The organism is Streptomyces sp. CG 926, from assembly GCF_003148825.1.
In the GTDB taxonomy this organism is placed as follows: Bacteria; Actinomycetota; Actinomycetes; order Streptomycetales; family Streptomycetaceae; genus Streptomyces.
Genome location: NZ_QGGZ01000012.1, coordinates 142,832 through 168,429, shown reverse-complemented (window position 1 = coordinate 168,429; position 25,598 = coordinate 142,832). Strand labels below are relative to the sequence as shown.

The 25,598-nt window shown below is 70.9% G+C and carries 20 protein-coding genes and 1 riboswitch; of the genes, 10 read left to right on the top strand and 10 right to left on the bottom strand.

Annotated elements, in window-relative coordinates; genetic code table 11:
• Positions 1-25: 25 nt before the first annotated feature.
• From BCL76_RS29700 to bcp, 3 genes are all read right to left on the bottom strand, one after another.
• The gene (locus BCL76_RS29700; protein ID WP_109782442.1) at positions 26-520 is read right to left on the bottom strand and encodes an HNH endonuclease signature motif containing protein; all 495 of its coding nucleotides are present in this window, start codon (positions 518-520) and stop codon (positions 26-28) included.
• Complete coding sequence (locus tag BCL76_RS29695; protein WP_109782441.1) at positions 517-1,164, bottom strand: HNH endonuclease signature motif containing protein; 648 nt, start codon at positions 1,162-1,164, stop codon at positions 517-519. The genes BCL76_RS29700 and BCL76_RS29695 overlap by 4 nt, the downstream gene beginning before the upstream one ends.
• 155 nt (positions 1,165-1,319) lie before the next feature.
• The gene (gene bcp / locus BCL76_RS29690; RefSeq protein WP_030009033.1) at positions 1,320-1,787 is read right to left on the bottom strand and encodes a thioredoxin-dependent thiol peroxidase; all 468 of its coding nucleotides are present in this window, start codon (positions 1,785-1,787) and stop codon (positions 1,320-1,322) included.
• Positions 1,788-1,891: 104 nt separating this feature from the next.
• On the opposite strand from bcp, the gene BCL76_RS29685 reads away from it, so the two are divergent.
• From BCL76_RS29685 to BCL76_RS29675, 3 genes are all read left to right on the top strand, one after another.
• Positions 1,892-2,212 carry a DUF3618 domain-containing protein gene (locus BCL76_RS29685; protein WP_181382791.1) on the top strand — a complete coding sequence of 107 codons (321 nt, stop codon included), beginning with the start codon at positions 1,892-1,894 and terminating at the stop codon, positions 2,210-2,212.
• Positions 2,213-2,255: 43 nt separating this feature from the next.
• Positions 2,256-2,597, top strand: a complete 342-nt coding sequence (locus BCL76_RS29680) for a GroES family chaperonin (RefSeq protein WP_030009035.1) — start codon at positions 2,256-2,258, stop codon at positions 2,595-2,597.
• Between the two features lie 47 nt (positions 2,598-2,644).
• Positions 2,645-2,716: riboswitch (guanidine-III (ykkC-III) riboswitch) on the top strand.
• 31 nt (positions 2,717-2,747) lie between these two features.
• The gene (locus BCL76_RS29675) at positions 2,748-3,068 is read left to right on the top strand and encodes a DMT family transporter (RefSeq protein WP_030009036.1); all 321 of its coding nucleotides are present in this window, start codon (positions 2,748-2,750) and stop codon (positions 3,066-3,068) included.
• A 5-nt stretch (positions 3,069-3,073) separates the two neighbouring features.
• On the opposite strand, the gene BCL76_RS29670 is transcribed toward BCL76_RS29675, so the two are convergent.
• On the bottom strand, positions 3,074-5,512 hold the full coding sequence (locus BCL76_RS29670; protein ID WP_109782439.1) for a transglycosylase domain-containing protein: 2,439 nt from the start codon (positions 5,510-5,512) through the stop codon (positions 3,074-3,076).
• A 198-nt stretch (positions 5,513-5,710) separates the two neighbouring features.
• On the opposite strand from BCL76_RS29670, the gene BCL76_RS29665 reads away from it, so the two are divergent.
• From BCL76_RS29665 to BCL76_RS29645, 5 genes are all read left to right on the top strand, one after another.
• Positions 5,711-6,514: an ABC transporter permease gene (locus tag BCL76_RS29665; protein ID WP_181382785.1), complete on the top strand. Its 804-nt coding sequence runs from the start codon at positions 5,711-5,713 to the stop codon at positions 6,512-6,514.
• Complete coding sequence (locus tag BCL76_RS29660) at positions 6,507-7,403, top strand: ABC transporter permease (RefSeq protein ID WP_375137979.1); 897 nt, start codon at positions 6,507-6,509, stop codon at positions 7,401-7,403. The genes BCL76_RS29665 and BCL76_RS29660 overlap by 8 nt, the downstream gene beginning before the upstream one ends.
• A gap of 4 nt (positions 7,404-7,407) precedes the next feature.
• Complete coding sequence (locus tag BCL76_RS29655; protein ID WP_109782437.1) at positions 7,408-8,376, top strand: ABC transporter ATP-binding protein; 969 nt, start codon at positions 7,408-7,410, stop codon at positions 8,374-8,376.
• 109 nt (positions 8,377-8,485) lie between these two features.
• Complete coding sequence (locus BCL76_RS29650; RefSeq protein WP_109782436.1) at positions 8,486-9,121, top strand: DUF1707 SHOCT-like domain-containing protein; 636 nt, start codon at positions 8,486-8,488, stop codon at positions 9,119-9,121.
• Positions 9,122-9,996: 875 nt separating this feature from the next.
• Positions 9,997-11,211, top strand: a complete 1,215-nt coding sequence (locus tag BCL76_RS29645) for a DUF445 domain-containing protein (protein ID WP_109782528.1) — start codon at positions 9,997-9,999, stop codon at positions 11,209-11,211.
• On the opposite strand, the gene BCL76_RS29640 is transcribed toward BCL76_RS29645, so the two are convergent.
• Complete coding sequence (locus BCL76_RS29640; RefSeq protein WP_109782435.1) at positions 11,181-12,194, bottom strand: hypothetical protein; 1,014 nt, start codon at positions 12,192-12,194, stop codon at positions 11,181-11,183. The two genes, BCL76_RS29645 and BCL76_RS29640, sit on opposite strands and share 31 nt — an antisense overlap.
• A 34-nt stretch (positions 12,195-12,228) precedes the next feature.
• Complete coding sequence (locus tag BCL76_RS29635) at positions 12,229-12,765, bottom strand: GNAT family N-acetyltransferase (protein ID WP_219933989.1); 537 nt, start codon at positions 12,763-12,765, stop codon at positions 12,229-12,231.
• 185 nt (positions 12,766-12,950) lie between these two features.
• Between BCL76_RS29635 and BCL76_RS29630 the strand changes: the two genes are divergently transcribed.
• Both BCL76_RS29630 and BCL76_RS29625 read left to right on the top strand, forming a co-directional pair.
• The gene (locus BCL76_RS29630; protein WP_030728593.1) at positions 12,951-13,142 is read left to right on the top strand and encodes a hypothetical protein; all 192 of its coding nucleotides are present in this window, start codon (positions 12,951-12,953) and stop codon (positions 13,140-13,142) included.
• A gap of 39 nt (positions 13,143-13,181) precedes the next feature.
• A complete protein-coding gene (locus BCL76_RS29625; RefSeq protein ID WP_109782434.1) occupies positions 13,182-13,478 on the top strand; it encodes a hypothetical protein in 297 nt (98 codons plus the stop codon).
• A gap of 82 nt (positions 13,479-13,560) precedes the next feature.
• On the opposite strand, the gene drmB is transcribed toward BCL76_RS29625, so the two are convergent.
• From drmB to BCL76_RS29605, 4 genes are read right to left on the bottom strand one after another with little or no spacing between them, the layout of a single operon-like run.
• Positions 13,561-15,420: a DUF1998 domain-containing protein gene (drmB, locus tag BCL76_RS29620; protein ID WP_109782433.1), complete on the bottom strand. Its 1,860-nt coding sequence runs from the start codon at positions 15,418-15,420 to the stop codon at positions 13,561-13,563.
• Positions 15,421-18,621 carry a helicase-related protein gene (locus BCL76_RS29615; RefSeq protein WP_441350755.1) on the bottom strand — a complete coding sequence of 1,067 codons (3,201 nt, stop codon included), beginning with the start codon at positions 18,619-18,621 and terminating at the stop codon, positions 15,421-15,423.
• Positions 18,621-20,528: a UvrD-helicase domain-containing protein gene (locus BCL76_RS29610; RefSeq protein ID WP_109782431.1), complete on the bottom strand. Its 1,908-nt coding sequence runs from the start codon at positions 20,526-20,528 to the stop codon at positions 18,621-18,623. The genes BCL76_RS29615 and BCL76_RS29610 overlap by 1 nt, the downstream gene beginning before the upstream one ends.
• Entirely contained in the window at positions 20,525-25,210 is a 4,686-nt protein-coding gene (locus tag BCL76_RS29605; protein WP_258309966.1) for a DEAD/DEAH box helicase, read from the bottom strand. Before BCL76_RS29605 ends, BCL76_RS29610 begins: the two co-directional genes overlap by 4 nt.
• Between the last annotated feature and the right edge of the window lie 388 nt (positions 25,211-25,598).

Below are 25,598 nucleotides of genomic sequence, written 5' to 3'. Positions count from 1 at the left end.
GGCGGCTGTGGCTGTTCGGGCAAGATCAACGAGTGGTGGTCCGGAGCCCTCCACGGCACCAGGTGCTTGTAGTTGCATGGCAGTTGGGGCACAGCAGTCGCAAGTTACCGGGGCGGTCGTCGTTCCGATCGCCGTTGATGTGGTCGATCTCCAGGGTCATGGGCCGCCCGCGCCACTGTGGTGGGCTTCCGCAGTGGTCGCATTGCTCGGGAATCCCGATGTCCTGAAGGGCCTGGCGGAGGAGCGGGGTGCGCACCCGCTGCTGCCCTACCGTCCGCTTGATGAGGATGTCTTCCGGGGCCCTGGGCGGTGTCGGGCGGGTGGTGCCGCGCTGGTGCCCTTGCCCGACGAAGTGCGAGGTGTCGTGCCCCTCCTCGGCGATCCATGAGCGCAGGTGCCCGCGTTGCCCGCCGTGGTCAGGGAATCCGAGGAGTCGTAGCGTTCCAGCGAAACTGACCGAGTCGGCGATCGCCTGCGTCAGCTCTTCTCGCGACGGGCGGTCATGGCGCCGGACGTTCATCGGCGCCTCTTGCCCCGGCCTCGGTACGAGTCCGTCGTGGAGTGGCAGTTGGGGCACAGCAGCTGAAGGTTCTCCGCACGGTTGTCGCGCCAATCACCGTTGATGTGATCGACCTCCAGAGGGAGTGGTTCTCCCATCCAGGTGCCTTCGATGCCGCAATCGGCACAGCGCTCCTCGACGCCGTACTCGAGCAGTGCACGTCGGAGCAACTTGCCGGGGGTGCGCGTGGGGTGAGGGGAGTCGTTCTCGCGGAGGATCTCGTCCGCAGTCCGCCTCCGGCTGTTGTGTCGCATCCTGTCCGTTCGGGGCGCGCCGGTGAAATGTGAGGTGTCGATGCCCATCGAGCGGACTCGGCGGCTGATGTGTGTGTGATGTCCGCCCACGGCTTCGAGTCCTAGGCGCCGCAATACCTCGCACATGTTGTGGGAGGACGCCACGGCCTCCTCCAGGATTGCGCGGGTCCAGCGGTTCCCTTCGCGCTCGAAGTGCGAGACGTCCACCCCGAGCTGGTTCATCCGCCGGCGTATGTAGTCGCGCGAGCCGCCCTTCGGGTCGACCCCCAGCTTCTCCAGGGCCTCCGACAGGGTCCGCGCCCCTTCGGCGGCTTCCGCCAGGCGTTCCTTCGTGTACGGGCTGATCGGCATGCCCGCTCCCCTCCGTGCTCGATCCGGCCACGTGTGCGGCTCTCGTACGGAGTAACGGGTCCGGGAGGCGGACGGTCACGGGGGGTTTCGTCCGATAAACGGAGCGGCCCGCACCGGGTGGGGTGCGGGCCGCTCCGTGGGGTGTGGGCCGGGGGTCAGAGGCCCAGGTCCTTGATGATCTTCGCTACGTGGCCCGTGGCCTTGACGTTGTAGAAGGCGTGCTCGACCTTGCCCTCCTCGTCGACGACCACCGTGGAGCGGATGACCCCGGTGACCGTCTTGCCGTACAGCTTCTTCTCGCCGTACGCGCCGTACGCCGTCAGCGTCTCCTTCTCCGGGTCGCTGACCAGGGTGACCTTCAGGTCCTCCTTCTCGCGGAACTTCGCCAGCTTCTCCGGCTTGTCCGGGGACACGCCGATGACGTCGTAGCCGTGTCCCGTCAGGAAGGACAGGTTGTCCGTGAAGTCGCAGGCCTGCTTCGTGCAGCCCGGGGTCAGCGCGGACGGGTAGAAGTAGACGATCACCTTGCGGCCCTTGTGGTCGGCGAGCGAGACCTCGTTGCCGTCCGCATCGGGCAGGGTGAAGGCGGGGGCGGTGTCGCCCGGCTGGAGTCGCTCGCTCATCGTGACACTCTCCTCGGGAGGGGATCGGTATGCCATGAGACTAAGCTGACAGACTGTTCATGGCGGACTACGCCCCACACGACCACGACGACGGAGGCAGCGCGGTGCCGGAAGCCAGGACCCCCGCACAGATCGAGGCGGACATCGTCCGCCGCCGTGAGCAGCTCGCCGAGACGCTCGACGAGATCGGTGTGCGCATGCACCCGAAGACGATCATGGGGGACGCGAAGGCACGGGTCGCCTCGACCGTCGACCAGACCGCCGGGCGGGCCTTCGCCAAGGTGAACGGGATCGTGACGGACCTGAGGGACGGTCTGCGGCACGACGACGGGACTCCGCGGATCGAGCGGATCGTGCCCGTCGCGCTGGTCGCGGTGGGTCTGGTCGGGCTGCTCGTGGTGTCGGCGCGCCGCAAGCGCGGATGACCCTGAGGGGCACGGGGCGGGCGCGGGCAGGTAGGTTCGTGGCGTGAGCGAGAACACCACCCACGACAAGCTGCCCATCCGCATGCTGCACGACCGCGTGCTCGTGAAGTCCGATCTGCCGGAGGGCGAGCGGCGCTCGGGCGGCGGCATCCTGATTCCCGCGACGGCCGCGGTGGGCAAGCGGCTGGCCTGGGCGGAGGTGGTCGCGGTCGGGCAGAACGTCCGGACGGTCGAGCCGGGTGACCGGGTGCTGTACGACCCCGAGGACCGGGCCGAGGTCGAGGTGCGGGGTGCGACGTACGTGCTGATGCGCGAGCGGGATCTGCACGCCGTGGCCGCGGAGCGGCTGGAGGGGTCGGAGGACTCCACCGGGCTGTATCTCTGAGTCGAGCTGGTGGGAAAGGGCTGGTGGCGCAGGTCACCGGCCCTTTTCCATGCCTTTTGCTACGGTGGAGGGGAACCCCGACGAGACGCGCCGTACCGGGTACGACAAGACGACGCACCCCGTATCGCTCGTTGTCTCGGAGGTGCCGTCATGGCATGGGTTCTTCTTCTCGTCGCCGGTCTGCTCGAGGTCGGTTGGTCGATCGGCATGAAGTTCACGGACGGTTTCACCCGGCTGTGGCCCAGTGTGTTCACGGGTGCCGGGATCGTCGCGAGCATGGTGTTGCTGTCCTATGCCGCGAAGACGCTGCCCATCGGTACGGCGTACGGGGTGTGGGTGGGCATCGGTGCCGCCGGTGCGGCCGTGCTCGGTATGGCGGTGTTGGGTGAGCCCGTCACCGCCGCCCGGATCTTCTTCATCTGTCTGCTGCTGGTCGCCGTGGTGGGGCTGAAGGCGACCTCCGGTCACTGACCGGGTTATTCGAGGAACGCCGACGGTGGTCGCAGGCCTTCGGCCGGGCCTCCGTCGCTGCCTTGTGCGCTGCCCTGGGTGGTGCCTTGTGCGGCGCCTTGCGCGGTGCCTTGTGTGCCCTGGGTGGTGCCGCCCTGGTCGCCGCCTTGGCTGGTGCCGCCGTTGTCCTGACCGCCGTTGTCCTGGCCTCCGTTGTTCTGGCCGCCTTGGTTCTGGCCGCCGTTGTTCTGTCCGCCCTGGTTGCGTCCGCCCGTGTCGGACGGTGCGGGTCGGGTCGGGCGGTCGGGGGTGCTGGGCGAGGGTTCGCCGGGGGTCTCCTGCGGCGGTTCGGATTCCGGGCTGGGCGGCGGGGGCGGTGCGGCGCCGGGCTGGAGTTCCAGGTCGAAGTCGACGGGGTCGGTGCCTTCGAGGGCGGTCTTGGTGTACGCGGCCCAGATCCGGGCGGGGTAGCCGCCGCCGCCGATGCGGGCCTCGCCGAGGGCGCCGTAGAGGGATTCGAGGGTTCCGGTGTCCGGGTCCTGGCCCATCATCGAGATGACGGTGACCAGCTCGGGGGTGTAGGCCGCGAACCAGGCCGAGCGGTCCAGTTCGCCGGTGCCGGTCTTGCCCGCGGCCGGGTGGCCGGCGGCGAGGGCGGCGGTACCGGTGCCGTTGTCCACGACGCTGACCAGCATGGACGTGGTGGTGTCGGCGGCTTCGCGGCTGATGGCCTGGGTGGGGGTGCGTTCGGGCAGGGGGCTGGTGTCGCCGCCCTTGGTGATCTTCTCGACGAAGGTGTAGGGGGTGCGGCGGCCGTGGTCGGCGAGGGTGGCGTAGGCCTGGGTCATGTCGAGGACACTGGCTTGGAGGGTGCCGAGGGCCATGGCCGGGCCGGGGACGAAGTTGGGGGTGTTCTCGGGGATGCCGAGGTCGATGGCGGTCTTCTTGACCTTGCCGGTGCCGACGTCGACGGCCATCTGCGCGTAGACGGCGTTGACGGAGAGGTCGGTGGCGGTGTTGACGGTGATGTTGCCGTAGGAGACCTGGCCCTCGTTCTCGGGGGCGAAGCGGATGCGGCCGCCGACGACGGGGCGTTTGTTGTCGCCGTTGTAGATCGTGTTGGGGGTGATGCGGCGGCCGTCCTGGGTGCGGGAGTCGTTCTCGACGGCGGCGGCGAAGACGAAGGGCTTGAAGGTGGAGGCGACCTGGTAGTCGTGGCGGGTGGCGTTGTTCACGTACTGCTTGGTGTAGTCGATGCCGCCGTACATGGCGAGGACCTTGCCGGTGGCCGGGTCGATGGAGACCCCGCCGGCCCGGACCAGCCGGTCGGCCTTGCGGGTCTCGGGTTCGAGCTTGCTGACCATCTGGCTGTCGACGGCGTCGACGAGGGCGGTCTGGCGGCGCTTGTCGATGGTGGTGGTGATGCGGTAGCCGCCTTCGGCGAGGGTCTTGTCGTCGAGGATCTTGTTGTCGACGATGTAGTCCTTGATCGCTTCGACGAGGTAGCCGCGTTGGCCGGACAGGCCGGCGGCGGCGCGGACCTTGCCCGGTTCGGGGAACCGGGTCGTCGCGCGTTCGGCGGCGGTGAGCCATTGCTTCTTGACCATGCCGTCGAGTACGTAGTTCCAGCGGGCGAGGGCGCGGGGCCGGCTCTGGGGGTGGGCGACGACGTCGAAGGCGCTGGGGGAGTTGAGGAGGGTGGCGAGGTAGGCGCCCTCGGCGGTGGTGAGTTTGTTGACGTCCTTGCCGTAGTAGGCCTGGGCGGCTGCCTGGATGCCGTAGGCGTTGCGGCCGAAGTAGCTGGTGTTCAGATAGCCCTCAAGGATGTAGTTCTTCGACTTTTCACGACCGAGTTTGATCGCGATGAAGAACTCCTTGGCCTTGCGTTTGATCGTCTGTTCCTGGCCCAAGTAGTAGTTCTTGACGTACTGCTGGGTGATGGTCGAACCGGACTGGGTGCCCTTGCCGGTCGCGGTGTTCCAGGCGGCGCGGATCATCGCCTTGGGGTCCACCGCCCGTTCGGAGTAGAAGTCCCGGTCCTCGGCGGCCAGTACGGCCTCCTGCACGGATCGGGGGATCTGCGACAGCGGCACGTTGACGCGGTTGACCTCGCCGTCGCGGGCGATCTGGGAGCCGTCGGAGTAGAGGTAGACGTTGGACTGCGCGGTGGCGCCGGCGTTGGCCGGCGGGATGTCGACGAGCAGGTAGCCGGCGACGAGGGCGCCGCCGATCAGCAGGGCGATGAGCAGGATGCCGCCCAGGACCATGCGCCAGGTGGGCAGGAAGCGGCGCCAACCGGTTCTCCGGCGCCGGGTCTTCTTCCCCGGGCGGCCCTGGTGCGGCGCCTGCTGCCGGGCCTGCCGGGACTGCTGTGGCCCCGCCGGGTCGGTCCGCGGCTGCGGTACGTCGGGCGGGGTGTCGGGGTCGCGAGGGGCCCAGCCCGGGGGTGGTGACTGGTCGCTCATCTCCGAGACTCCTCGACGCCGTTCAAAATATCCACTTCTGTACCTCATGGTGTCTACCCGATGGCCGCCGATTCCGCTCCGGACGGGCATAAATCGGTCGCGTGGCTCGCCCCTCCGCACTAAGCTCGCGCGCTTTGGCCGACGTAGGAACGACGTGGGAAACGGAGGGATACGGTGCGCCGAAGAGTGCGTCGCGGAGTGCGTCTCCACCTGGCGGTCGCGGCAGGCGGATTCAGGCGGTACGCCACCTACGGGACGGCGACGGCCGCCGGGGTGTTCACCAACACCGTGTTCGGGTTCATCGTGGCGTACACGTACATCGCGCTGTGGGACGAGCGGCCCGGACTCGGCGGCTACGACCAGGCGCAGGCGCTGACCTTCGTCTGGATGAGCCAGGCGCTGCTGGCCGCCGCAGCCCTGATCGGCGGCGGCTTCCAGGAGGAACTCCAGGAGCGGATCCGGACCGGCGACATCGCGGTCGACCTCTACCGGCCCGCGGACCTCCAGCTGTGGTGGCTGGCGGCCGATCTGGGGCGGGCGGGCTTCCAGTTGCTGGGCCGCGGGGTCGTGCCGCTGGTGGCGGGGGCGCTGGCGTTCCCGCTGGCGCTGCCCGTCGACCCGCTGCGCTGGCTGCTGTTCCTGGCGTCCGTCCTGCTGGCGCTGGTGGTCAGTTTCGCGCTGCGCTACATGGTGGGGCTGGTGGCCTTCTGGCTGATGGACGGGGCCGGCATCAACATCATGGCCACGGTCGCCTCGATCTTCTTCTCCGGGATGCTGCTGCCGCTGACCGTCTTCCCGGGAGGCTTCGGCGAGTTCGTCCGGGCCCTGCCGTGGGCGGCGATGCTGCAGGTGCCGATGGACGTCCTGCTGGGCAAGCACGCCGGGGCCGGGGGCGCGGCCGAGGCGCTGGGCTTCCAGGCCGGGTGGGCGCTCGTACTGCTGGGGACGGGGCGGCTGTTGCAGTCGGCCGCGACGCGGAAGGTGGTGGTCCAGGGTGGCTGAGGCGGAAGCGGAGGCGACGGCGGTACCGGTACGCGTACGGGACCGGGAGGTCGCGGTGGCCGGGGAGCCGCGGCGCGGCTCGCCGGTCCGGGAGGGGCTGCGCGGCTACCGGCTGATCGTGGCGATGTGGATCCGCTCCACGATGACGTACCGGACGTCCTTCGTCCTGACGACCGTCGGGCACGCGGCGATCACGCTCCTGGACTTCGTCGCGATCTACATCATGTTCTCCCACGTGGACGCGCTCGGCGGTTTCACGCTGCCCGAGATCGCCCTGCTGTACGGGTCCTGCTCGGCCTCCCTGGGCCTGGCGGACCTGTTGCTGGGGAACACCGACCGGATCGGCGCCCGGATCCGCGACGGCTCGCTGGACACGATGCTGGTGCGGCCGGTCCCGGTGCTCGCGCAGGTCGCGGCGGACCGGTTCGCGCTGCGCCGGCTGGGCCGGATCGGGCAGGGGCTCGGGGTGATGGGCTGGGCGCTGTGGACCCTGGACGTGGATTGGACGGCCGGGAAGCTGTTGCTGGTGCCCGTGATGGTGATCGCCGGCGCGGCCATCTTCGCGGCGGTGATGGTGACCGGGGCGGCCTTCCAGTTCGTGACGGGGGACGCGGCGGAGGTGCAGAACTCCTTCACCTACGGCGGCTGCACGATGCTGCAGTACCCGCCGACGGTTTTCGCGAAGGACCTGCTGCGCGGGGTGACCTTCATCGCTCCGCTGGCCTTCGTCAACTGGCTGCCCGCGCTGCACGTGTTGGGGCGGCCCGATCCGCTGGGACTGCCCGGGTGGGTCGCGTACCTGAGCCCGCTGGTGGCCTTCGTGGTGTTCCTGCCCGCGTCGCTGGCGTGGCGCGCGGGAGTCCGTTCGTACCGAAGCACGGGGAGCTAGAGCTGTGGCGGATGCGCTGATCTCGTTGGACGGGGTCGAGAAGGTCTTTGACGTACGGCGTCGGGTGAGCCTGATGCGCCGGGAGGAACGCCAGGTCAGGGCGGTGGATGGGATCAGTTTCGAGGTCGCTCGGGGGGAGATGGTCGGCTACATCGGGCCCAACGGCGCCGGGAAGTCCACCACGATCAAGATGCTGACCGGCATCCTGACCCCGAGCGGGGGCCGGCTGCGGGTCGCGGGCATCGATCCGGCGCGGGAGCGGATGCGGCTCGCGCACCGGATCGGGGTGGTGTTCGGGCAGCGCACCACGCTGTGGTGGGACCTGCCGCTGAAGGACTCGTACGGGCTGATGCGGCGGCTGTACCGGGTGCCGCGGGCGCGGTTCGAGGAGAACCTGGAGCGCTGCGTGGAGCGGCTCGACCTGGCGGAGCTGCTGGACGTACCGGTACGGCAGCTGTCGCTCGGGCAGCGGATGCGCGGGGACATCGCGGCGGCGCTGCTGCACGATCCCGAGGTGCTGTACCTGGACGAGCCGACGATCGGGCTCGACGTGGTGAGCAAGGCGAAGGTACGGGGCTTCCTGCGGCAGCTGAACGAGGAACTCGGCACGACGGTGCTGCTCACGACGCACGACCTCCAGGACATCGAGCAGCTGTGCGAGCGGGTGATGGTGATCGACCACGGGCGGTTGATGTTCGACGGGCCGTTGGGTGGGCTGCACGCGGCGGGGGCGGTGGGGGAGAGCGAGCGCACGTTGGTGGTGGACCTGGAACGGGAGCTCGCGCCGATCAGTGTGGTGGGGGCGCGGGTGGTGAAGGTGGAGGGGCCGCGGCAGTGGCTGGCGTTCCCGGCGGGGGCGTCGGCTGCGCCGCTGGTGGCGGCGGTGGCGGCGGACTATCCGCTGGTGGACCTGTCGGTGCGGGAGCCGGACATCGAGGACGTGATCGCGCGGATGTACGCGGGTCGGGGCTGAGGTCCGACCGATCCGGGGGGAAGGTCAGGGGAAAGCCCGGGACGATCCGGGGACGATCTCAGGGGTCGAGCCATACAACTCCCCGGAAACCCTGCCTAGTCTGGTCGGCATGAGTGACGAGCGGCCGCAGAAGCCGTTGCCGGAGCTGAGGGCGTCGGACGCCGACCGGGACCGGGTGGTGGAGCGTCTGAGGGACGCCGTCGCCGAGGGCCGGCTCGACATGGAGGAATTCGAGGAGCGGCTGGAAGCGGCGTACACGTCGCGGACGTACGCGGAACTGGAACCGCTGACGCGGGACCTGCCGGTCCCGGAGGGCGGGCCGGTGGCCGGGCCGACGGCGGCCGTCGAGCCCTGGGCGGGCCGGATCGGCGGGGCGGGCGGTGGCTCCGCGACGGCCGTGGCGGTCATGTCGGGCTTCCAGCGCAAGGGACGGTGGACGGTGCCGGCACGGTTCGACGCCGTGGCGTTCTGGGGCGGCGGGGAGCTGGACCTGCGCGAGGCGGAGTTCGCGCAGCGCGAGGTGGTGATCAACTGCGTCGCGGTCATGGGCGGCATCGAGATCACGGTGCCGCCGGGGGTGGAGGTGGACGTCCGTGGCTTCGGCTTCATGGGGGCGTTCGACCAGCGCGACAACCCGGGCCCGGCCGAGCGGGGCGCTCCGCGGGTGGTGGTGACGGGCTTCGCGTTCTGGGGTGGCGTGGAGGTCAAGGTCAAACGACGCAAGTCGCTCCGCAAAGAGCTGTAGCCGGGCCGTAGCCACTGCCGGGGCGCTGCGGTTCGGCTCCGCCGGGGCGGTGGTGGCGGGGTGCTGCGGTTCGGCTCCGCCGGGGCGGTGGTGGCGGGGTGCTGCGGTGCGGCTCCGCCGGGGCGGTGGTGGCGGGGTGCTGCCCCGGGCCCCGCGCCTCAATCGCCGGCGGGGCTGGGTGGTGTGGGTCGGTGCCCCGGCGGAGTGTCTCCTCGGCTCGCGCGGTACGGCATGTCTCGGCTGTACCCGGTGGTGCGCGCTCGTCCTGCGGGGACACTCCCCCGTGTCCCCGCCCCACGGCGATGCGTTCGACAGTGCCCCGAAGCCGCCCCGACGCATGGGGAGCGGGGACGGGCAGGGGTGTCCCCGCAGGACGAGCGCGCAACCACCGACCCACAACCGAGACATGCCCGCATCGCGCGAGCCGAGGAGACACCCCTGCCCGGCCCCGCGGACCCGCCCGCACCGTGGTCGAGTTCCCGCCCCGCCCTGAGGGAGCGGCTCGCGCCGGGGGGGCGGGTCCCGCCCCGCCCTGAGGGAACGGCCCGAGCCGAAGGGACGCCTCTGCCCGGACCCGCGGAGCGGCCCGCGCCGGGGTCGGGTGCCGCTCCGCCTGAGGGAGCGGTCCGCGTTGGGGGCGGGGCCCGCCCGGGGGACCGCTCGCGTCGGGCGGGCCCGGACTGCTGCCCGCCGCGGGAGCGGACTGGCGTGGCGGGAACTCCTCCGGCCTCCCAGGAGTCGGATGCTATGCAGACAAAACCGGCGCCACCGGGGGAAGGCAGGAGCACGTGGAGAACCGCAACACCACCGGAGGTACCCGCGGCGGGTTCGTGTTCAGCGCCGCCGACGAGGAGCGCCGCCAAGGGGTGCGTCGGATGAAGGCCATCGCGACCGGGCTGTTGCTGCTGGTCGCGGTGGTCTACGTACTGGCCAAGTACGCCCAGCACGCCTGGGGCGCCGGTGGCTGGGCCGCGTACGTCGCCGCCGCGGCCGAGGCCGGCATGGTCGGCGCGCTCGCGGACTGGTTCGCCGTGACCGCGCTCTTCCGGCACCCGCTGGGCCTGCCCATCCCGCACACGGCGATCATCCCGACCAAGAAGGACCAGCTCGGTGTCACCCTCGGCGAGTTCGTGGGGGAGAACTTCCTCTCCGCCGACGTGGTGCGGGCCCGGCTGCACGCCCTCGGCATCGGCGGCCGCCTCGGCTCCTGGCTCGCCGAGCCCGAGCACGCCGACCGGGTCACGGCCGAGCTGGCCGCCGCCCTGCGCGGTGCGCTCACCGTGCTGCGCGACTCCGACGTGCAGGCCGTGGTCGGCGAGGCCATCACCCGGCGCGCCGAGACGGCCGAGATCGCGCCGGGCATCGGCAAGACCCTGGAGCGGGTCGTCGAGGACGGCGGCCACCGCCGTGCCGTCGACCTCATCTGTGCCAAGGCCCACGACTGGCTCGTCACCCACGGGGCCTCGATCACGGACGCGGTCCAGGGCGGCGCCCCGGGCTGGACCCCACGGTTCGTGGACCGCAAGGTGGGCGAGCGCGTCTACAAGGAACTGCTGCGCTTCGTCACGGAGATGCGGGACATGCCCGAGCATCCGGCGCGTGCGGCGGTGGACCGGTTCCTGGCGGACTTCGCCGCCGACCTCCAGTCGGACCCCGAGACCCGGGCGAAGGTGGAGCGGCTCAAGTCCGAGATCCTGGCGCGTGACGAGGTCCAGGACGTCATCGCCTCCGCGTGGTCGGCGATCCGGTCGATGATCATCTCGGCGGCGGAGGACGAGCAGAGCGAGCTGCGCCTGCGGGTCCGGGCCTCGCTGATCTCCCTGGGGGCGCGGCTGGCCGCCGACGGCCGGCTGCAGGCGAAGGTGGAGGGGTGGATCGAGGGCGCGGTCGTCTATGTCGTCACCACCTACCGGACCGAGATCACCTCGCTGATCACGGACACGGTGGCGGGCTGGGACGCCGAGCACACCTCCCGCAAGATCGAGGCCCACATCGGCCGTGACCTGCAGTTCATCCGTATCAACGGCACGGTGGTCGGCGCCCTGGCGGGCCTGCTGATCTATACGGTCTCCCGTGCCTTCGGGGCGTAGGACGGCGCGAGCGGCAGCTCCAGTTGGGCGTGGCCGCGGGCGGTGACCCGCGGCGGTGCGGGGCGGGCGGCGCCCAGGAGGAGGAGCGAGCGGACGGCGGCGACGACCTCCGCCGGTCGCTCGCGCAGGATGCCGGGCGTCGTACTGGCCACCAGGACGCCCCGGGACTCCAGGCGCAGCCGCCGGAGCAGGGTGGCCTGCCAGGCGTCGCGCGTGTAGTGGTACTCGGCGGAGTCGATCTCCAGGGCCACGCCCTCGTCGGGCCAGTACGCGTCCGGGCTGGCCAGGAAGGCCCCGTCGGGGTCGTGGAGGCGGGCGTTCCACAGCGGGGTGGGGAGGTCGGTCGCGGCCAGGGTGTCGCGGGCGCGGCCCTCGGCGATGGAGCGGACCCCGGCGAGCAGTTCGGCGGCGGCGACGCGTACGGCGGGGCGGCCGCGGACGCGGCCCGCGCGCAGTTCGGCGTGCAGGTCGTGCGGGTGGCACCAGCCGCCCTGGACGACGTTGGCCAGTACGGAGCGCACCAGATCGGCATCGTCCGTGCGGGCCGCGAAGTCGGCGGCGGCCCGGATCGGGCGGGTGCTGGGGACTCCGGAGATGTGGATGGTGGCGGGCCAGCGGGTGGTGGGGCAGGGGCGGACCCGGCCTGCGGGGGCCGGTGAGCGCGGGGCGCGGACGAGGACGTCCAGGGGTTCGGGCGGGGCGTCGCGGATGCCGAGGAGGGCGAGCGCGGCGCCGCCGGTGAGTGCTGCCGTGGACCCGGAGAGCGGGTCGGCCGCGGGGTGGGCGGCGTACAGGACGGCCGACAGTGCCCGCTGTCGGGTGTCGGGCGGGCCGGTCTGCAGGAGGTAGACCCGTGGCAGGAGCCGTTGCCAGGGTCCGGTGCGGCGGCTGCGGCCGCTGATGGTGGCGGAGGGGATCCCGGCCTGCCTGAGCTGGTGGTAGGTGGCCAGGTTCTGTTGCCGTTGCGCGATACGAGTGATCATGCCCGGGGTATGCCCGGTGGGGTGCGGGCGATGCTCAGGCCGAGGGGTGGTTCGGGGCGAGGAAGACGACGACGCCGTTCTGCGTGCCGGGCAGCGGGGTGACCTCGTGCCAGCCCAGGCGCCGGTAGGTGGCGACGGTGTCGGTGGCCACCCGGGCGGTCAGCAGCCAGGCGCGGTCGTCGGGGGCGTCGGCGGTGATCTCGGCGAGCAGGGTGCGGCCGGTGCCGTTGCCGCGCGCGTGCGGGCGTACGGCGAGTTCGTCGATTTCGAGGGCGCCGATGAGGAGTTCCCGGACGCGCTGTCGGCCGAGCTGTGCGGAGACCTGTGCGTAGCCGCGGTCGCGGGGGAAGGCCTTGGGGGTGATCCAGGCGGTGGCGAAGCCGTCGATGCCGGCGGGTGATTGTGCGAAGGCGGCGCGGAAGCCGGCGCGGCGGCTGTCGGCCTGGAGTCGGGCGGAGAATTGGCGAATGGTTTCTTCATCCTCGTTCCACGGTGGCGCGGAGAACACCTCGCTGTAGGTGTCGGCCAGTTCGTCCGAAAGGTCCAGCACGGCCGGTCCATAACAGATCACGTTTGCAGCTCCTTGGGCCGGCTTGGGTGGCTTCGGTCGGATAGCCCCTGTAGGAGAGTGAATCTACGCCGGGGAGGTTCCACGGAGGGCACCTGCACGGATCCGGAGGGTGTGCGACAAATCCGACTTCCGTACGCGGCCCGGCCCGCCCGTATCGCCGTCCCGCGGACCGGCGTTGAACCGCTGTGCCCAGCTCTCTCCTGCGTAAAGCCCTGATCGGCCTCGCCGCGTGCGCGGTGGCGTTCTTCATCACCCTCGGCGTCATCGCCGTACTGCCCCGCGCCGTCCAGGACACGGTCCCGCCCGGCGTGCTCGGCGGAGCCGTCGTGGTCCTGGGTGTGGGCACCGCGCGCCGCTTCACGCGGCGCGCGCGTTAGCCTCGTCCGGAGACGTTCGAACGGCTGGAGGACCCCACCATGGCGCAGATTCCCACCTCGGCGATAGCGGCGGCCGGCCTGGTCGGCGGCTACGCCACGGCCCGCTGGACCGGCGTACGCCCGCTCGGCGGCGTGATCCTCGCGGCCGCCGGTACGGTCGCGGCCCGCGAATGGCACCGTCGCACGGGCCCGACGACCACGGCCCTCCTGGGCGCGGGCTACGTGGCCGCGTTCGCGGGATCGCACCCCTTGGCGAAGAAGATCGGCGCCTGGCCGGCGGTCTTCACGGCGGCGGCCGCGGTGGCGGCGGCCTCCTACGCGGCGGCGGACCGCTAGGTGGTCGCAGGCCGCACCGACCCGGCCCGGGGGTGTCCTGTCGATCGGACGCCATCGACAGGACACCCCCGGGCCCACCCCGTCAGCCCGTGCCGTGGAAGAAGCCGATCTCGGGATCCTGCGGGGTGCCGATCAGCATCGCGCGGTCCAGGAAGCGGTTGAACTGCTCGCAGCTGGTCTCGGGGAGCAGGACGCAGCAGTGGCAGGCGGCGAGGTTGACGTTGTCGGCCCCGCTGACCGGGGATTCCATGCACAGCGGGTCGGCGGAGCACCACGCGGCCCGGGTCAGGGCCGAGTCCAGGGATCGCGCGAGCGCGTCCGGCCTGCCCTGGCTGACCAGGCCGCCGAGGCTGCCGGCGGAGTCGCTGGTGGCGGTGTAGAGCAGTACACCGGTCATCTCGTCGTCGACGTAGAGGCGTTCGCGCAGCGCCGATGCGGGATAGCCGCAGTCGAGGCTCCACTCGTCGATCAGCACGTGCGCCAGGGTGTGGACGAGCAGCAGGCGGGGTGTGACCGGCGACAGCTCGGGTTCGCCGTCCGGGCCGGCCTGTTCGGCGAGCAGTTCGAGATGGTGCTCTCGCACCACGTCGGCACGACGGGCCACGCCCGGATGCCCCTGCTCCCATCGGGCCACGCGTGCGCGGTCCAGCCGGAGGAACACCCCCTCGCCCACGACCTCGATGGCGGGCAGCCATCCCTGCGGATTGCGGGACAGCGCGGAGTGCCGCTCGGGGGCGGCCGAGGTCGGGGCGGTCAGCCGGGTGAAGGAGGTCAGGGCCCGGACCTCCCGCAGGCGGGGGACGAGCATCACCTGATCGATGCCCGTGCGGTCCGGGATGTCACCGAGGTCGCCCGGGTCCTGGGTCTCGAAGTCGGGGCTGACCCGGTGGTCGTATTCGGTGCTGCGCTGCAGCTGTTCGTACTCGTCGCGGCGCAGCGGATCGATCAGGACCGCCGCCGCGTCCTCCTCCTTGGCCTCGCGTGCCTCGGTGGCCCGTCGGGCGACGCGTACCGCGTCCAGGAGGTCGGTGGCCTCGTAGCCGGACTTCTGCAACTGGGGCGTCATCCCGATGTAGACCAGGATCTCCTCGTCGGTCCGGTCGCGGAACTTCGCCATGTAGGGGCGGACGAGCTTGTTGGCGCCCTGGGACCACGGCGGAATGGTCAGCGCGGAGGAGACCATGGGGAACCAGGCGGCGGAGGAACCGCGCTGGATCGCGCGCGGGTCCTCGGTGCACTCCTCGGGAGCCGAGTCGTCCCTGAGCCACGGGCGGCGCCCGGAGCAGCGGATCCCGAGCGAGGCGAGTGCGGTGCGGCCGAGGGCTCCTTCGAGCGACTTGGGGGCCACCCCGCACGAGCAGTGGATCCGGATGGAGCGCAGGGACGCGGTGCGGCCCGCGGTGCGGATCTCGAGGCGGTGGGACGTGGCGCCCCCGGCCGGGCGCTCCTCGGACTTGTGGACCCAGAGCCAGTACGGGAAGTCGTCCAGGTGCCCGTTCTCGCACACCATGACGAAGCGGGACGGGGTCAGTTCCGTGGTCTCGCACTTGCCGCACTTGTTCTTCTTCGGGTCCGCGGTCAGTCGGCGGTGCTCGTCGAGGGCGTGGCAGGTGGAGCAGGAGTACCACTGGGGGAATCTGGCGACGTGGACGCCGTCGCTCGGCGCGTTCTCGTCCGTGGTGGCGGGCGGCAGGTGGAAGCCGTCCACGTCGAGCCGGTACTGGAGGCGGGGCTCGGTGAGTTCGAACTCCGAGGGCACGTGCCAGGAGTCGAGTCCGCGCACGATGAAGGACTCGCTGTCGATCGCGATCATCGATCCGACGCCGTACGTCGTGATCATCTGGGCGCGGCGGGCCGAACCGAGCTTGCGGGGTCCGCTCTCGGCGCGCAGCCGTTGGAGGCGGGAGCCGGAGCGGGCGGACCGCCGGGGGGACTCTGACATCTACTTCTCCTCGAACAGGTCGGACTCGGCGTCGACGTCGCGCAGGCTGGTCAGCGTGCGGAAGGATTCGCCGTCCTCGGCCTCGGCGAACGGCACCAGCAGGGCGGGGCGCTTGCCGAACCAGCCCTCGTACACGAGCGTGTCCGGGTAGGTGTCGGCGAGCAGTCGCCAGTCGTCGATGATCTCTTCGAGTTCCGCGTCCACGTCGTCGGCGTGTTCGGGGGCGATCTCCCGGGCCCGCCAGGTGATGGCGGTGCGGATGTCCTTCAGCCGGTCCTCGAACCGGTCGATCTTCGCGGCGCCGCTCTTGGGGCGGGCTGCCTCGATGGTGAGTCGGGCGAGGCCGACGAGGACGGCGTGCAGGGCCCGGTCCCGGGCCCGGGGCGAGAACGGGGTGACGCTCGTCGACTCGACCTGGCGGTAGAGGGCCGAGTGGTAGGTGGTGAAGTTCTCGTAGTGCGACCGGTCCCGTGAGCGGGCCGAGTTCAGCAGGGTGACGACCAGTCCCGGGTGGCTGCGGCCGACCCGGCTGGTGGCCTGGATGTATTCGGCGGTGGTCTGGGGCTGCCCCATGACGGCCATGAGGCCGAGTCGGTCGATGTCGACGCCCACCGAGATCATGTTCGTGGCGAGCAGGACGTCGACCGCGTCGGGGTGCGGGTGGCGGCGCTCCAGATCCTTGAGGTACTTGGGGATGTCGCTCGCGTCGATGCGGCTGGTGAGTTCGGACGGTTCGTCGATCTCCCGGATCCGTGTCTCGGCCTGGGCGGCCAGGAGCGCGATGCGGTCGTGGACGTCGTCCCTGACCTGCAGTTCGGCCGCGGCCAGCAGGCGGAGGCTGTTGAAGTAGCCGACGAGGGTCCAGTAGGCGTCCCGGACCGCTCCGGGGCCTTCGATGAGTGCGGCGTGGTGGAGCAGCGCGGCGTACGCGCGCACGAGGAGGGTGGCCTGGCTGGTGGAGGGGGTCAGCAGGCCGACGTAGCGGCGGGTGGCCTTGCGGTCGGCCGGTGCCTCGCGGGAGAACCACGAGTCGCGGGAGTCGAGCGCGGTGGGCGGGAATTGGTGGACCTCGCGATGGAACAGGGCGCGGCCCTGTTGCTTGGCGCGTCGGATCGTCGCGGTGGAGGCGATCACCTTGGGGGTGTCCGCGGCGAGGTCGATCATCGTCTCGTAGAGCCCGGTCATGGTGCCGAGCGGGCCCGAGATCAGGTGCAGTTCGTCCTGGACGATCAGCTCGGGCGGCGGGGTGTCGTCCGCGGGCCGGTTCCGGTTGAACAGGGCGGCGGTCCGCTCCTCCCACGGGATGAGGGCGAACTTGTCGACCGTGGCGATCACCAGGGTGGGGCGTGCCTGGTAGACGGTCTGGTCCACCACGTGGATCGGCAGGCCTTCGTGGAAGTCGCAGTCCTCGTCGGGGCAGGCGACGACCATGGCGGCGGGTTCCAGGGTGACGGTGTAGTCGTGGGCGTCCAGGGCGGACCCGCACCAGGGGCAGGCGCGGAGCTGGACGGGGTTCTCCTTGGCGACCGATTGACCGTTGCGGAGCTTCAGCAGGCTCTTCTGCGCGGTCTTGAGGTCGTTCGGGGTGGCCGACTGGCCCACCCACATGCCGATGGAGATCTTCTCGGTGCCCAGCGGGCGGGCGGAGTTCCTCGCCTCCAGGCGGATGCGTTCCATCGCGCAGATCAGGATGGTCGCCCGCTCGAACTGCTGGAGGGTCAGCAGGCGCAGGGTGTACCGCATCAGTACGGTCACCCCGCCGCCGGAGTCGCGGCGGCGCAGGCGCCGTAGGAACACGGTGAAGGCGATGAGGCCGAGGTAGGCCTCGGTCTTGCCGCCGCCGGTCGGGAACCACAGGAGGTCGGCGATCTGCCGGTCGTCGTGCTGGGGGTCGGCGATGCCGTCGAGGCACAGCAGGACGAAGCCGATCTGGAACGGGCGCCAGGTGTTGGGGCGGCCCGGCTCACCCTCCTTGATCGTGATCGCGCGGGTGCGCTGGTCGTCCATGGCGCGGTTGGCCAGTCGGAACGCTTCCAGGCAGTCGTCGTCGACGCGGAGCAGCTCGACGCCGGCGCGCATGCGCCCGAGGGCGGTGGCGCAGTTGTCGATCTGATCCAGGGCCAGTTCGGCGAATTCGGAGGAGCCGAGGCGCTCGGCGTCGCTCCTGCGCTCGGCGATCCAGTTCTCGTAGGAGGACAGGAGGGTCAGCAGGGCGGGCACGATCTCGTCCCGGGGTGCGGTCGAGAGCCATTTCATGCCCAGCGAGGTCGCGTCGATGTCGGGGTTCGAGTCGGTGAGCATGACCTCGTACGTCGGCACGAGCTCGGTGTGCACGCCGTCGATCCGGCAGGGCCCCGCGTCCGCCCGCAGGTGGTTCGGCGGGGGAGCCACCCAGTGCCAGTCCGCGGCGCAGCCGTGGCCGGTGGCGAAGGAGGGCGCGTGACGGTGCAGGAGCCGGCTGATGTCCAGCTCGGGGTCCGCGGAGCGTCCGTGGACGGGCCGTTCCACCAGACCGCCGGAGCCGGGCGGGGCGGTGACGGTCAGGCGGGGCTGGAAGAAGCAGGCCTCGTCCTGGGGGCCGGTCTTCGGGGCGGTCGCCGTGTTGATCAGCGTGACGGTCACCGCGACGGCCCCGGAGGCGTCCTCGCCGCGCACGATGATCCGAAGGTCCAGGAGGTGGGGCAGGATCTCCACGGTCCGGGTGCCGGGCGCGGTGACGTCGACGGGTACGTCCCGGGCGGGGACGGCCTGCCGCAGCCACCGTTCGCCGGTGTCCTCGGTGGAGCGTCGTTCCGCGGACCTGGCGGCGGTCGCCCGCCCCGCCGCGTCCACCGGAAGGTACCGGGCGGCTTCGACGCGGACGGTGACCTCGGGGGCCGCCACCCGGTCGACGGCGAAGGTGATCCCCATGGCCGAGGGGCGACGTACGTTGGAGAGGGCGACACCGGAGTCGTCCCGGTCGCCGTCGCGCTGCTCCCGGCGGGCCACGTCGGCCACGGGGTCGGGGTCGTTGTCGGCGGCCTGCTCGGTCGGGTCCTCGCGGATGTCGTTCCGCGGGAACAGCGCCCCGACGGGGTAGGTCGTGACGGGCGGGTCCTCCAGGAGCTCGTCCGGTCCGCCCTTGGGGCCCATCAGGTCGAGGACGAGCCGGTGCACCAACTCGTCCCGGAACTCGTAGTGCTCGTCGTGCTCGCTCTTCATCATGCTTCGCCGTCCTCCGTGCCCTTCTTCTCCCACTCGAAGCGCCCCAGCCCGGTCGGCCTGGGAGCCAGCCATACGCCCCGCTCGCCGAGACCCGCGCCGAGAGCGACGTTGTCGTTGCCCACGACGGTTTCCACCGAGTCGAGGAACAGGTCCGTGATGGTGAGTGGCCAGGGGAGTGCGGCCGCGTCCTTGCGGGTCCTGCGGAATCTGTACAGGTCTTTGCGCAATGTCTCGGAGGCGCTCCCGATGGTGCGGCCGGCATGGCGCAGCAGGTAGGGAGGGCTCGCGTCCGGTCCCGTCGGGAGTTCGTGCGCGCGCACGAACTCGACTGGGTCGCCGGCGTGTACCTCGTGCGCGAGATAGTGCTGCAGGTCGACGGCGTCGTTCTTCTCGTGCCCGTCCGCGCCGGCCGGGGCCTCGCGTGACACGTCGCCGCCGAGGACCTCGATGCCGTACCGCTGGCCCCGCTTGGTGCCCGCTCCGCCGCGGTACCAGCGGCCGGTCGGGGGCCGGCCGTCGTTGTCCTTGCGCAGGAACGGGTCCCTTCGCAGGGTCAGGTGGTACAGGTCGTGGCGCGGCCGGGTCATGGCCACGTAGAGCGCTCGGGCCGCCGCGGCCGGATCGCTGTCCTTGGTGTCCGGGCCCGCGACGGGGCCGGGATCGATGACGACGACCCGGTCGAACTCCAGCCCCTTGGCCCGGTGCACGGTGGAGACGACGACGCGTTCCGCGGCCTGGGTGGTCAGTTCGTCGGGTATCCGGCCACCGGCGAGAGCCGTTTTCACCCGGTTCAGATCGATCCCCGACCGGTGCCCACGACCGTCCAGCCGGACCAGGGCGTGCCACAGGACATCGCGTGCCTCGCCGTCCGGGAGTTCCAGCTCGTCGGCGATCGCGTCGAACCTGACTCGGGACAGGGTGGATTTCTCGCATCGGCGGTAGAGCAGGCTCAGCCAGGTGGGCAGTACCCGGTCCTGGGCGGAGCGCTGCACCTTGTGGGGCACGCCGGACGTCCACAAGGTCCGGGATACCGCCAGGGCCTGGCCGTTGGTGGTGCAGAGAAGGGCGTTGGTGCCGTCGTGGGACCGCAGTGAGGAGGCCGCGAGTTCGCTGTCGAGCGGAGCGAAGGGAAGGTTCGACAACAGCGCGGCGTGCAGCTGGGTGTGGACCGCCCGGTGCCCTTCCGCGGTCAGGTCGTCCTGCTGGAGGCGGTGGCCCAGGTGCAGGGCGGTACGGGCGGAGTCGGTCGTGGCACGGAAGTTGCGGGTGAGCCGCAGCTCGCGCAGGTCCGCGGGGAAGCTGTTGCGCAGCCAGGGGAAGAAGCTGTTGACCTCCTCGGCCCGGTGCGCCATCGGTACCTGGAAGCCGTAGAGGCACTGGGCGGGATCGCCCACGACGGTGAAGCCGGCGTCGCGGTACTCGTCGAGCAGGGCCTCGACCATGCGGCTGCGATCACCGACGAGGTCCTGGACCTCGTCGACGACGACATGGGCCAGGTCCTCCGTGAGGAAGTCGTCGAGCCTGCCGTCCCCGATGGCCTCCGTGGCGTTGCGGATGCGTTCGTCGAAGGGGACGGTGTGCCACTCGCCGGTGGGAGCGATCTCGGACAGGAAGGCGGTGGCCCAGCTGTCGAAGGTCTGTACCCGGACCCGGTCGGCGGCGACGGCGTGGCGCTGGATGCGTCGGCGCAGCTCGCGCACGGCGGCGTTGGAGAAACTCAGTACGAGGATCTCGCCGGGCAGTACGTCGTCCCGCTCGACCAGGGCGTCGAGACGCCGTACGAGGGTGTGGGTCTTGCCCGCGCCCGCCCCGGCCACGACCAGGCATTTGGCGTCCCAGGGGAGTTCCACGACGGCGCGCTGCTCGTCCGTGAGCTCGGGGGGCGCTCCCGGGGTCTTGGTCACGGACGCTCCCAGAGGTACTCGAACTCGGTGAAGGCGAGCTTGTGACCGTAGTTCTCGATGTTGTCGTCGACGTTGAGGATGAGGCAGGTGTCCTTGCCTCCGTTCGCGGGTCCGCGGAGCCCGCGCCCGATCATCTGCTGGTAGACGTTGGGGCTGTAGGTGGGGCGTGAGACGACCACCACGCGGGTGGCGGGCGCGTCGAAGCCCTGGGTGAGGACGCCGTAGTTGGCCAGGACCCGGATCCTGTTCTCCCGGAAGTCGTCGACCCGCTTACGGCGTGTGGCGGTGGGCGTCGCCGAATCGATGGAGTCGGCGGAGACGCCCATGCCGTTCAGCTTGGCGGCGATCACCTTGGCGTGGGCCACCGAGGTCGCGAACAGCAGGACGGGCCAGTCGGCGGGCAGCGAGGCGATCTCGTCGACGAGCATGCGATTGCGTTCGTGGTCCGACGCGAGCCGGTCCTCCACCGTGGCCGGCAGAGAGCCGAAGGTGTCCACCCTGCTCAGTTCGGAGGCGCTCATGGTCACGGTCGCGCCGCGCAGGACCCGCTGTTCGACCCTGGCCAGCACCTTCATGTCCTGTAGCTGGGGGTACGGGTTCGGGTCGAGCACGCCCCTGTCCAGCCTCGTCCGGCCGTAGCGCTGCACGAGCCGCTTGGTCTCGTCCTCGTTCGTGCTGCGGAACGGTGTCGCGGTCAGTCCGACCAGCGGCCGCTCGGTCCGGTTGTTGCGCGAGATCCCGAGCTGTTCGAACAGCTTGGTGTAGCGCGGGGAGAGGGAGGTGTGCGCCTCGTCGACGATGACCGCCGAGGCCTCGCGCAGCCAGGCGTACGCCTCGGTGTCCAGGTGACGTTCCAGCTTCGCGTCGACGGCGACCACGAGATGGACGGTGGATCGGATGTCGGTGGCGGAGTTGGTCCCCCACAGCCGGCTGATGGACAGTGCCTCGCGTTCGGCGCCGACCTTGGACCAGACGAACTTCCAGCTCTGCACGGCCTGCTCGCACAGTTCCTCGCTCTGCGCGATCCACAGGATCGGCCCGGTCGGGCGGCGGTGCTTGATGGCCCGGATCACCGCTTCGGCCGCGACCCGCGTCTTGCCGGAGCCCGTGGGCATGCACAGCATGGCGCGCTTGGGGTCGGGGTCCGTCAGCAGGTAGAAGAGGTTCTGGGCGAGCCGCTCCTGGTAGTCGTGCAGGCGGGGGAAGTCCACGGGCCCCACCACCTGCTCCATCGCGGGTGGGCTGACGGGCCTGGCGCCGGCGAACGCCTCCGGGAAGCCGAGGCGGTTGACGAACTGGCGCGCGGCGGTGTCGCCCCCGTAGCTGTTCGGGGCCTCGGCCCAGCGGGAGGCGATGGCCTTCGCGTAGTGGCGGAGGATGCCGTCCTTCTCGGAGTTGTAGGCCAGTTCCGCGATCCGTTGCCCGTCGGGCTCCCGCCCGGACACGTGGATCTCGTCCTCCCACAGGCCCGGCGGCAGTCCCGTACGCAGGGCTTCCTCGCCGATCAGCAGCAGCAGCTTGTCGGTGACGGTGTCCGCGTGCACGACGCGTTGGAGCTTCTCGTTGGCCCGCTGCTGTTCCTGGAGCGCGATGACCTGCCGGCACTCGGCACGGGTCAGCCGCCAGCCGAACGCCTTGGACGACTCGTGGAGGATCTCCAGCTCGTCCTCGGGGTGGCTGATCAACGCGACCCGACCGTCGAGCGCGCTCTTCAAGGGGACGGGCCGGTAGCTGTGGTCGGTGCGGATGATCTCTTCGAGCCGGGTGCAGGACTGGAACCAGGCGTCGGCGGTCGCGAGATCGGTGCGCAGGCGCAGGGAGGGGAAGCGGTTCAGGAGCAGCTCGGGTTCGGCCTCGGAGGCGTGACTCAGCTCCTTGGTGATCTTGTCGCCGGGGCTGCACATGTCCCATCGGGAGCGCAGCAGTTCGGCGTCCTCGGGGGAGTCGACGAGGAGCGCCGGGACGGATTCGCGGACCAGTGCGTCGTACTCCTCGCGGACGGAGGTCACGGCGATGTCGGCGTCGGGTCGGTGGCCCCATTCGGTGCCGATGCGGCAGCGGGTCTCGACGCCTTCCGGGAAGCCGGCGTCGGCCCGGGTGAGCAGGGTGTAGGCGTTGCCGAGGAAGGCGTCGTCCTCGCTCACGGCGATCCGCTCGTGCACCTTGTTCCACACCCGCTGCGGCACCTTGTCGAGGGTGCCGGGCATTTCGAGGGCGTCGGCCTGGGTCGGGGAGAGGCGGGCCACGGGCAGGACGGCCGCGTACGGGGACAGCTGCGGTCCCACGCATTCGCGCAGCGGGAGCAGTTCCCGGTCGGTGCGGGCGTAGCCGTACCTGGTCACCATCCAGCGCAGCGGGGACGGCGCCGGCTCCTGGGTCCGGGTCTGCTTGCCGACCTGCCGGGTCCAGCTGCGGACCATGCCCCGGTCGGGCAGCGCGGCGACGAAGGCGGCCCGGCCCTCTTCGCTCAGGCGCGTCAGGAATCCGAGCGGGCCGGCGGGGGAGGGGCCCTGCATCCGCATGGTCGCCAGGTTCGGACGGGCCGAGCTGGCCGGGAGGGTGGCGCAGTACGCCTTGTGCATGGCCTCCGCGTACGACTCGAACCAGGGCTCGCCCGTCGGGTCCTGTTCGATGTCGGGACCCGAGCGTGCGCCGAGGTCACGCAGCACGAGCAGGTCGTCCCGGTGGAATCGGGGGTCGACGGCGAGGGTCGCGTCGCGCGAGCCGTCGGCGGGGACGACGGGGCCGGGCAGCAGGCACGACTCGATGCCGGCGAACGCCCCGGCGAGGGTACGTACCTTGAGGACGCCCGTCGGATCCGGGACCCTCTCGTTCAGGATGCGGATCGACTGGCCCGCCCCGGCCCGGCGGGACAGCTTCCAGAACTCCTCCCAGGAGGATTCGCCGTACCGGGCGAATCCCTGGTCCACGACGGCCTCGAAGCGGCCGAGGGCGTCCGCCTCGTGGATCCCGATGGTGTCCAGGTCGGCGGAGAGTTCGCGCACGGTGGCGATCTCGGGGTGGACGTAGACCATCTCGTTCGGGAGGGAGTCGTCCAGGACCCGGCGGAACACCGTGTTCGCGCGGGGGGCCACCAGGCCGTGCGCCTCCGTGAGGAGGATGCGGGCCTGTCGGGCGTCCGCGACGTACGGGCTGTTGCCGCGGATCATGGCCGCGAGGATCCGCAGCGCGCACGCGGACGCCGCGGGCGTGCCGTCGGTGACCAGGGCCTCCAGCCATTCCTGGACGCTCGCGCGCTCGTGGCGCGCGGCCTCCAGGATGTGACCGAGCTTGCCCCGCCGGTCCCGGTCGGTCTCGACCGACCGGTGCACCCAGGCGGCGGGCCGGGCCGGGTGGGAGGCCCACAGGTCCAGCCATTCGGGCCGCAGCTCTTCCGGGTGGACGCGCAGGGCGGAGGGCTTGCGCAGGACCCCGTCCTGGTCGGGGAGGGAGGGCCCGGCGGCCGTCTCGCGCCACACCCCCTGGATCACGTGACCGTCGGCCCAGTTGCGGCGCTCCTTGTAGCGACCGGGCAGGTGGGCGAGGTGGCGGGCGGGGTCCTCGGGGTCCGTCAGGGCGGGCAGGGAGGCGGCGACCAGAGCGGCGGCGGCCCCCAGCAGCTCGTCGTTGAGCGGGGTGCCGTCGACCAGGTGCTGGCGGTCCTCGTTGGTCTTCCAGGCGGCGTTGAGTATGCCGCGCAGGGTCATCGGGTAGTGGGTGGGGAAGTAGGCCCAGAAGGCGCCGAGTTCACGTCGACTCTCGGGTACGGCCCACGAGATGTCGATGACGGGTCGGTCGTGGAGTTCCCCGGAGGCCTCGCGGGTCCTGGCGGTGGGGGAGTAGGGCGCGGTGAAGACGCGCCACGTCTCGCGCTCCGGCGCTCCGCCGTTGTCCGAGACGAGAAGCGTGTGGACGGTCCCTTCCCGTGTTCCGCTCAGGGAACGGCTGAACGTCGAGTTCGCGCGCCGGTCCTCCAGGTCGATCGTCCCGACATGGGGGGAGAAGAGCGGGAACTCCCGGGGGAACGCGCGCAGGTCCCGGCCCAGGCGCGCCGCGGCTCCGGGCAGCAGCGGGAGCCGGACGACCGTGACGGCCCCCTTGGAGAACAGGTCGTTCAGTACGTGGTCCTCGCGGAGTTCACGCGCGAGGTCGAGCGGTCGGGCCATGCGCAGGACGGGGGTTTCCTTCGTCTGCGGATGGACTTCACGGATGAGTCGCGCCGACCATTCGCGGTCGAATCCGAAGCTGCCCGTGACACTGAAGAACTGCGGGGTGTCGGTGATCGACAGGACGGACTTGACGCCCACGCCGAAGCGGCCGATCTGTCCTCCGCGCTTCTTCGAGACGCTCATGCGCAGAATGGTCTCGGCGCCCTCGGCGGAGAGCGGGTTTCCCTCGTTGGCGCAGTACAGATGGTTCTGTGTGAGGACCACGGCGACGCGGCCCGGCGTATCGCGATCCCTCAGTTCGTCCGCGCCGTTCTGGACGAGTTCGTACAACTGGCGATCGCCGTAGCCCCCTTGTTGAATTCGTCGCTCGCCGTTCGCGTCCTCGAGGATCCGGCCGGGATCGTTGCGATAGGTGTTGAGGCTTCGATCCGACTGGTCGAGGACGACGCGCAGCACGTCGGACAGGGGGCCTGACTGCGCGAGGGATGGCTGGAAGGACACGAAGAAGCTCACTCTCCGGTTATCGCAAATGTCGGCGCGACGAATTGAAGGCGTGGGCGCGAGAGGCGCGAGAGGGCGGGCGCGGGATGACGCGGGGGCGCGAGACAGCCTTGATGAGGGCATGGCAAATAGCCTGTAGGCACGCACCCCCCGGTGGTTCTCGCGGAATCCTCACCCGGCGAGTGATCGAAAGGGTCGCACGGGTGAAGGAGGTGACACAAGGGGCGCGGTGGGCACTTCCCCCGGTCGGGTTGCCGGGAAACGCACCGATTCCTTGCGGTCCGGCCACGGGTGACGGCCGAATGCGCACGATGGTTCGACGGGAAAATTTTGACACATTCTCCGCTGTCAAATGGTCAGTTGTATGATGCGCGAGGTCGTTCCCGCACGATGACATGGA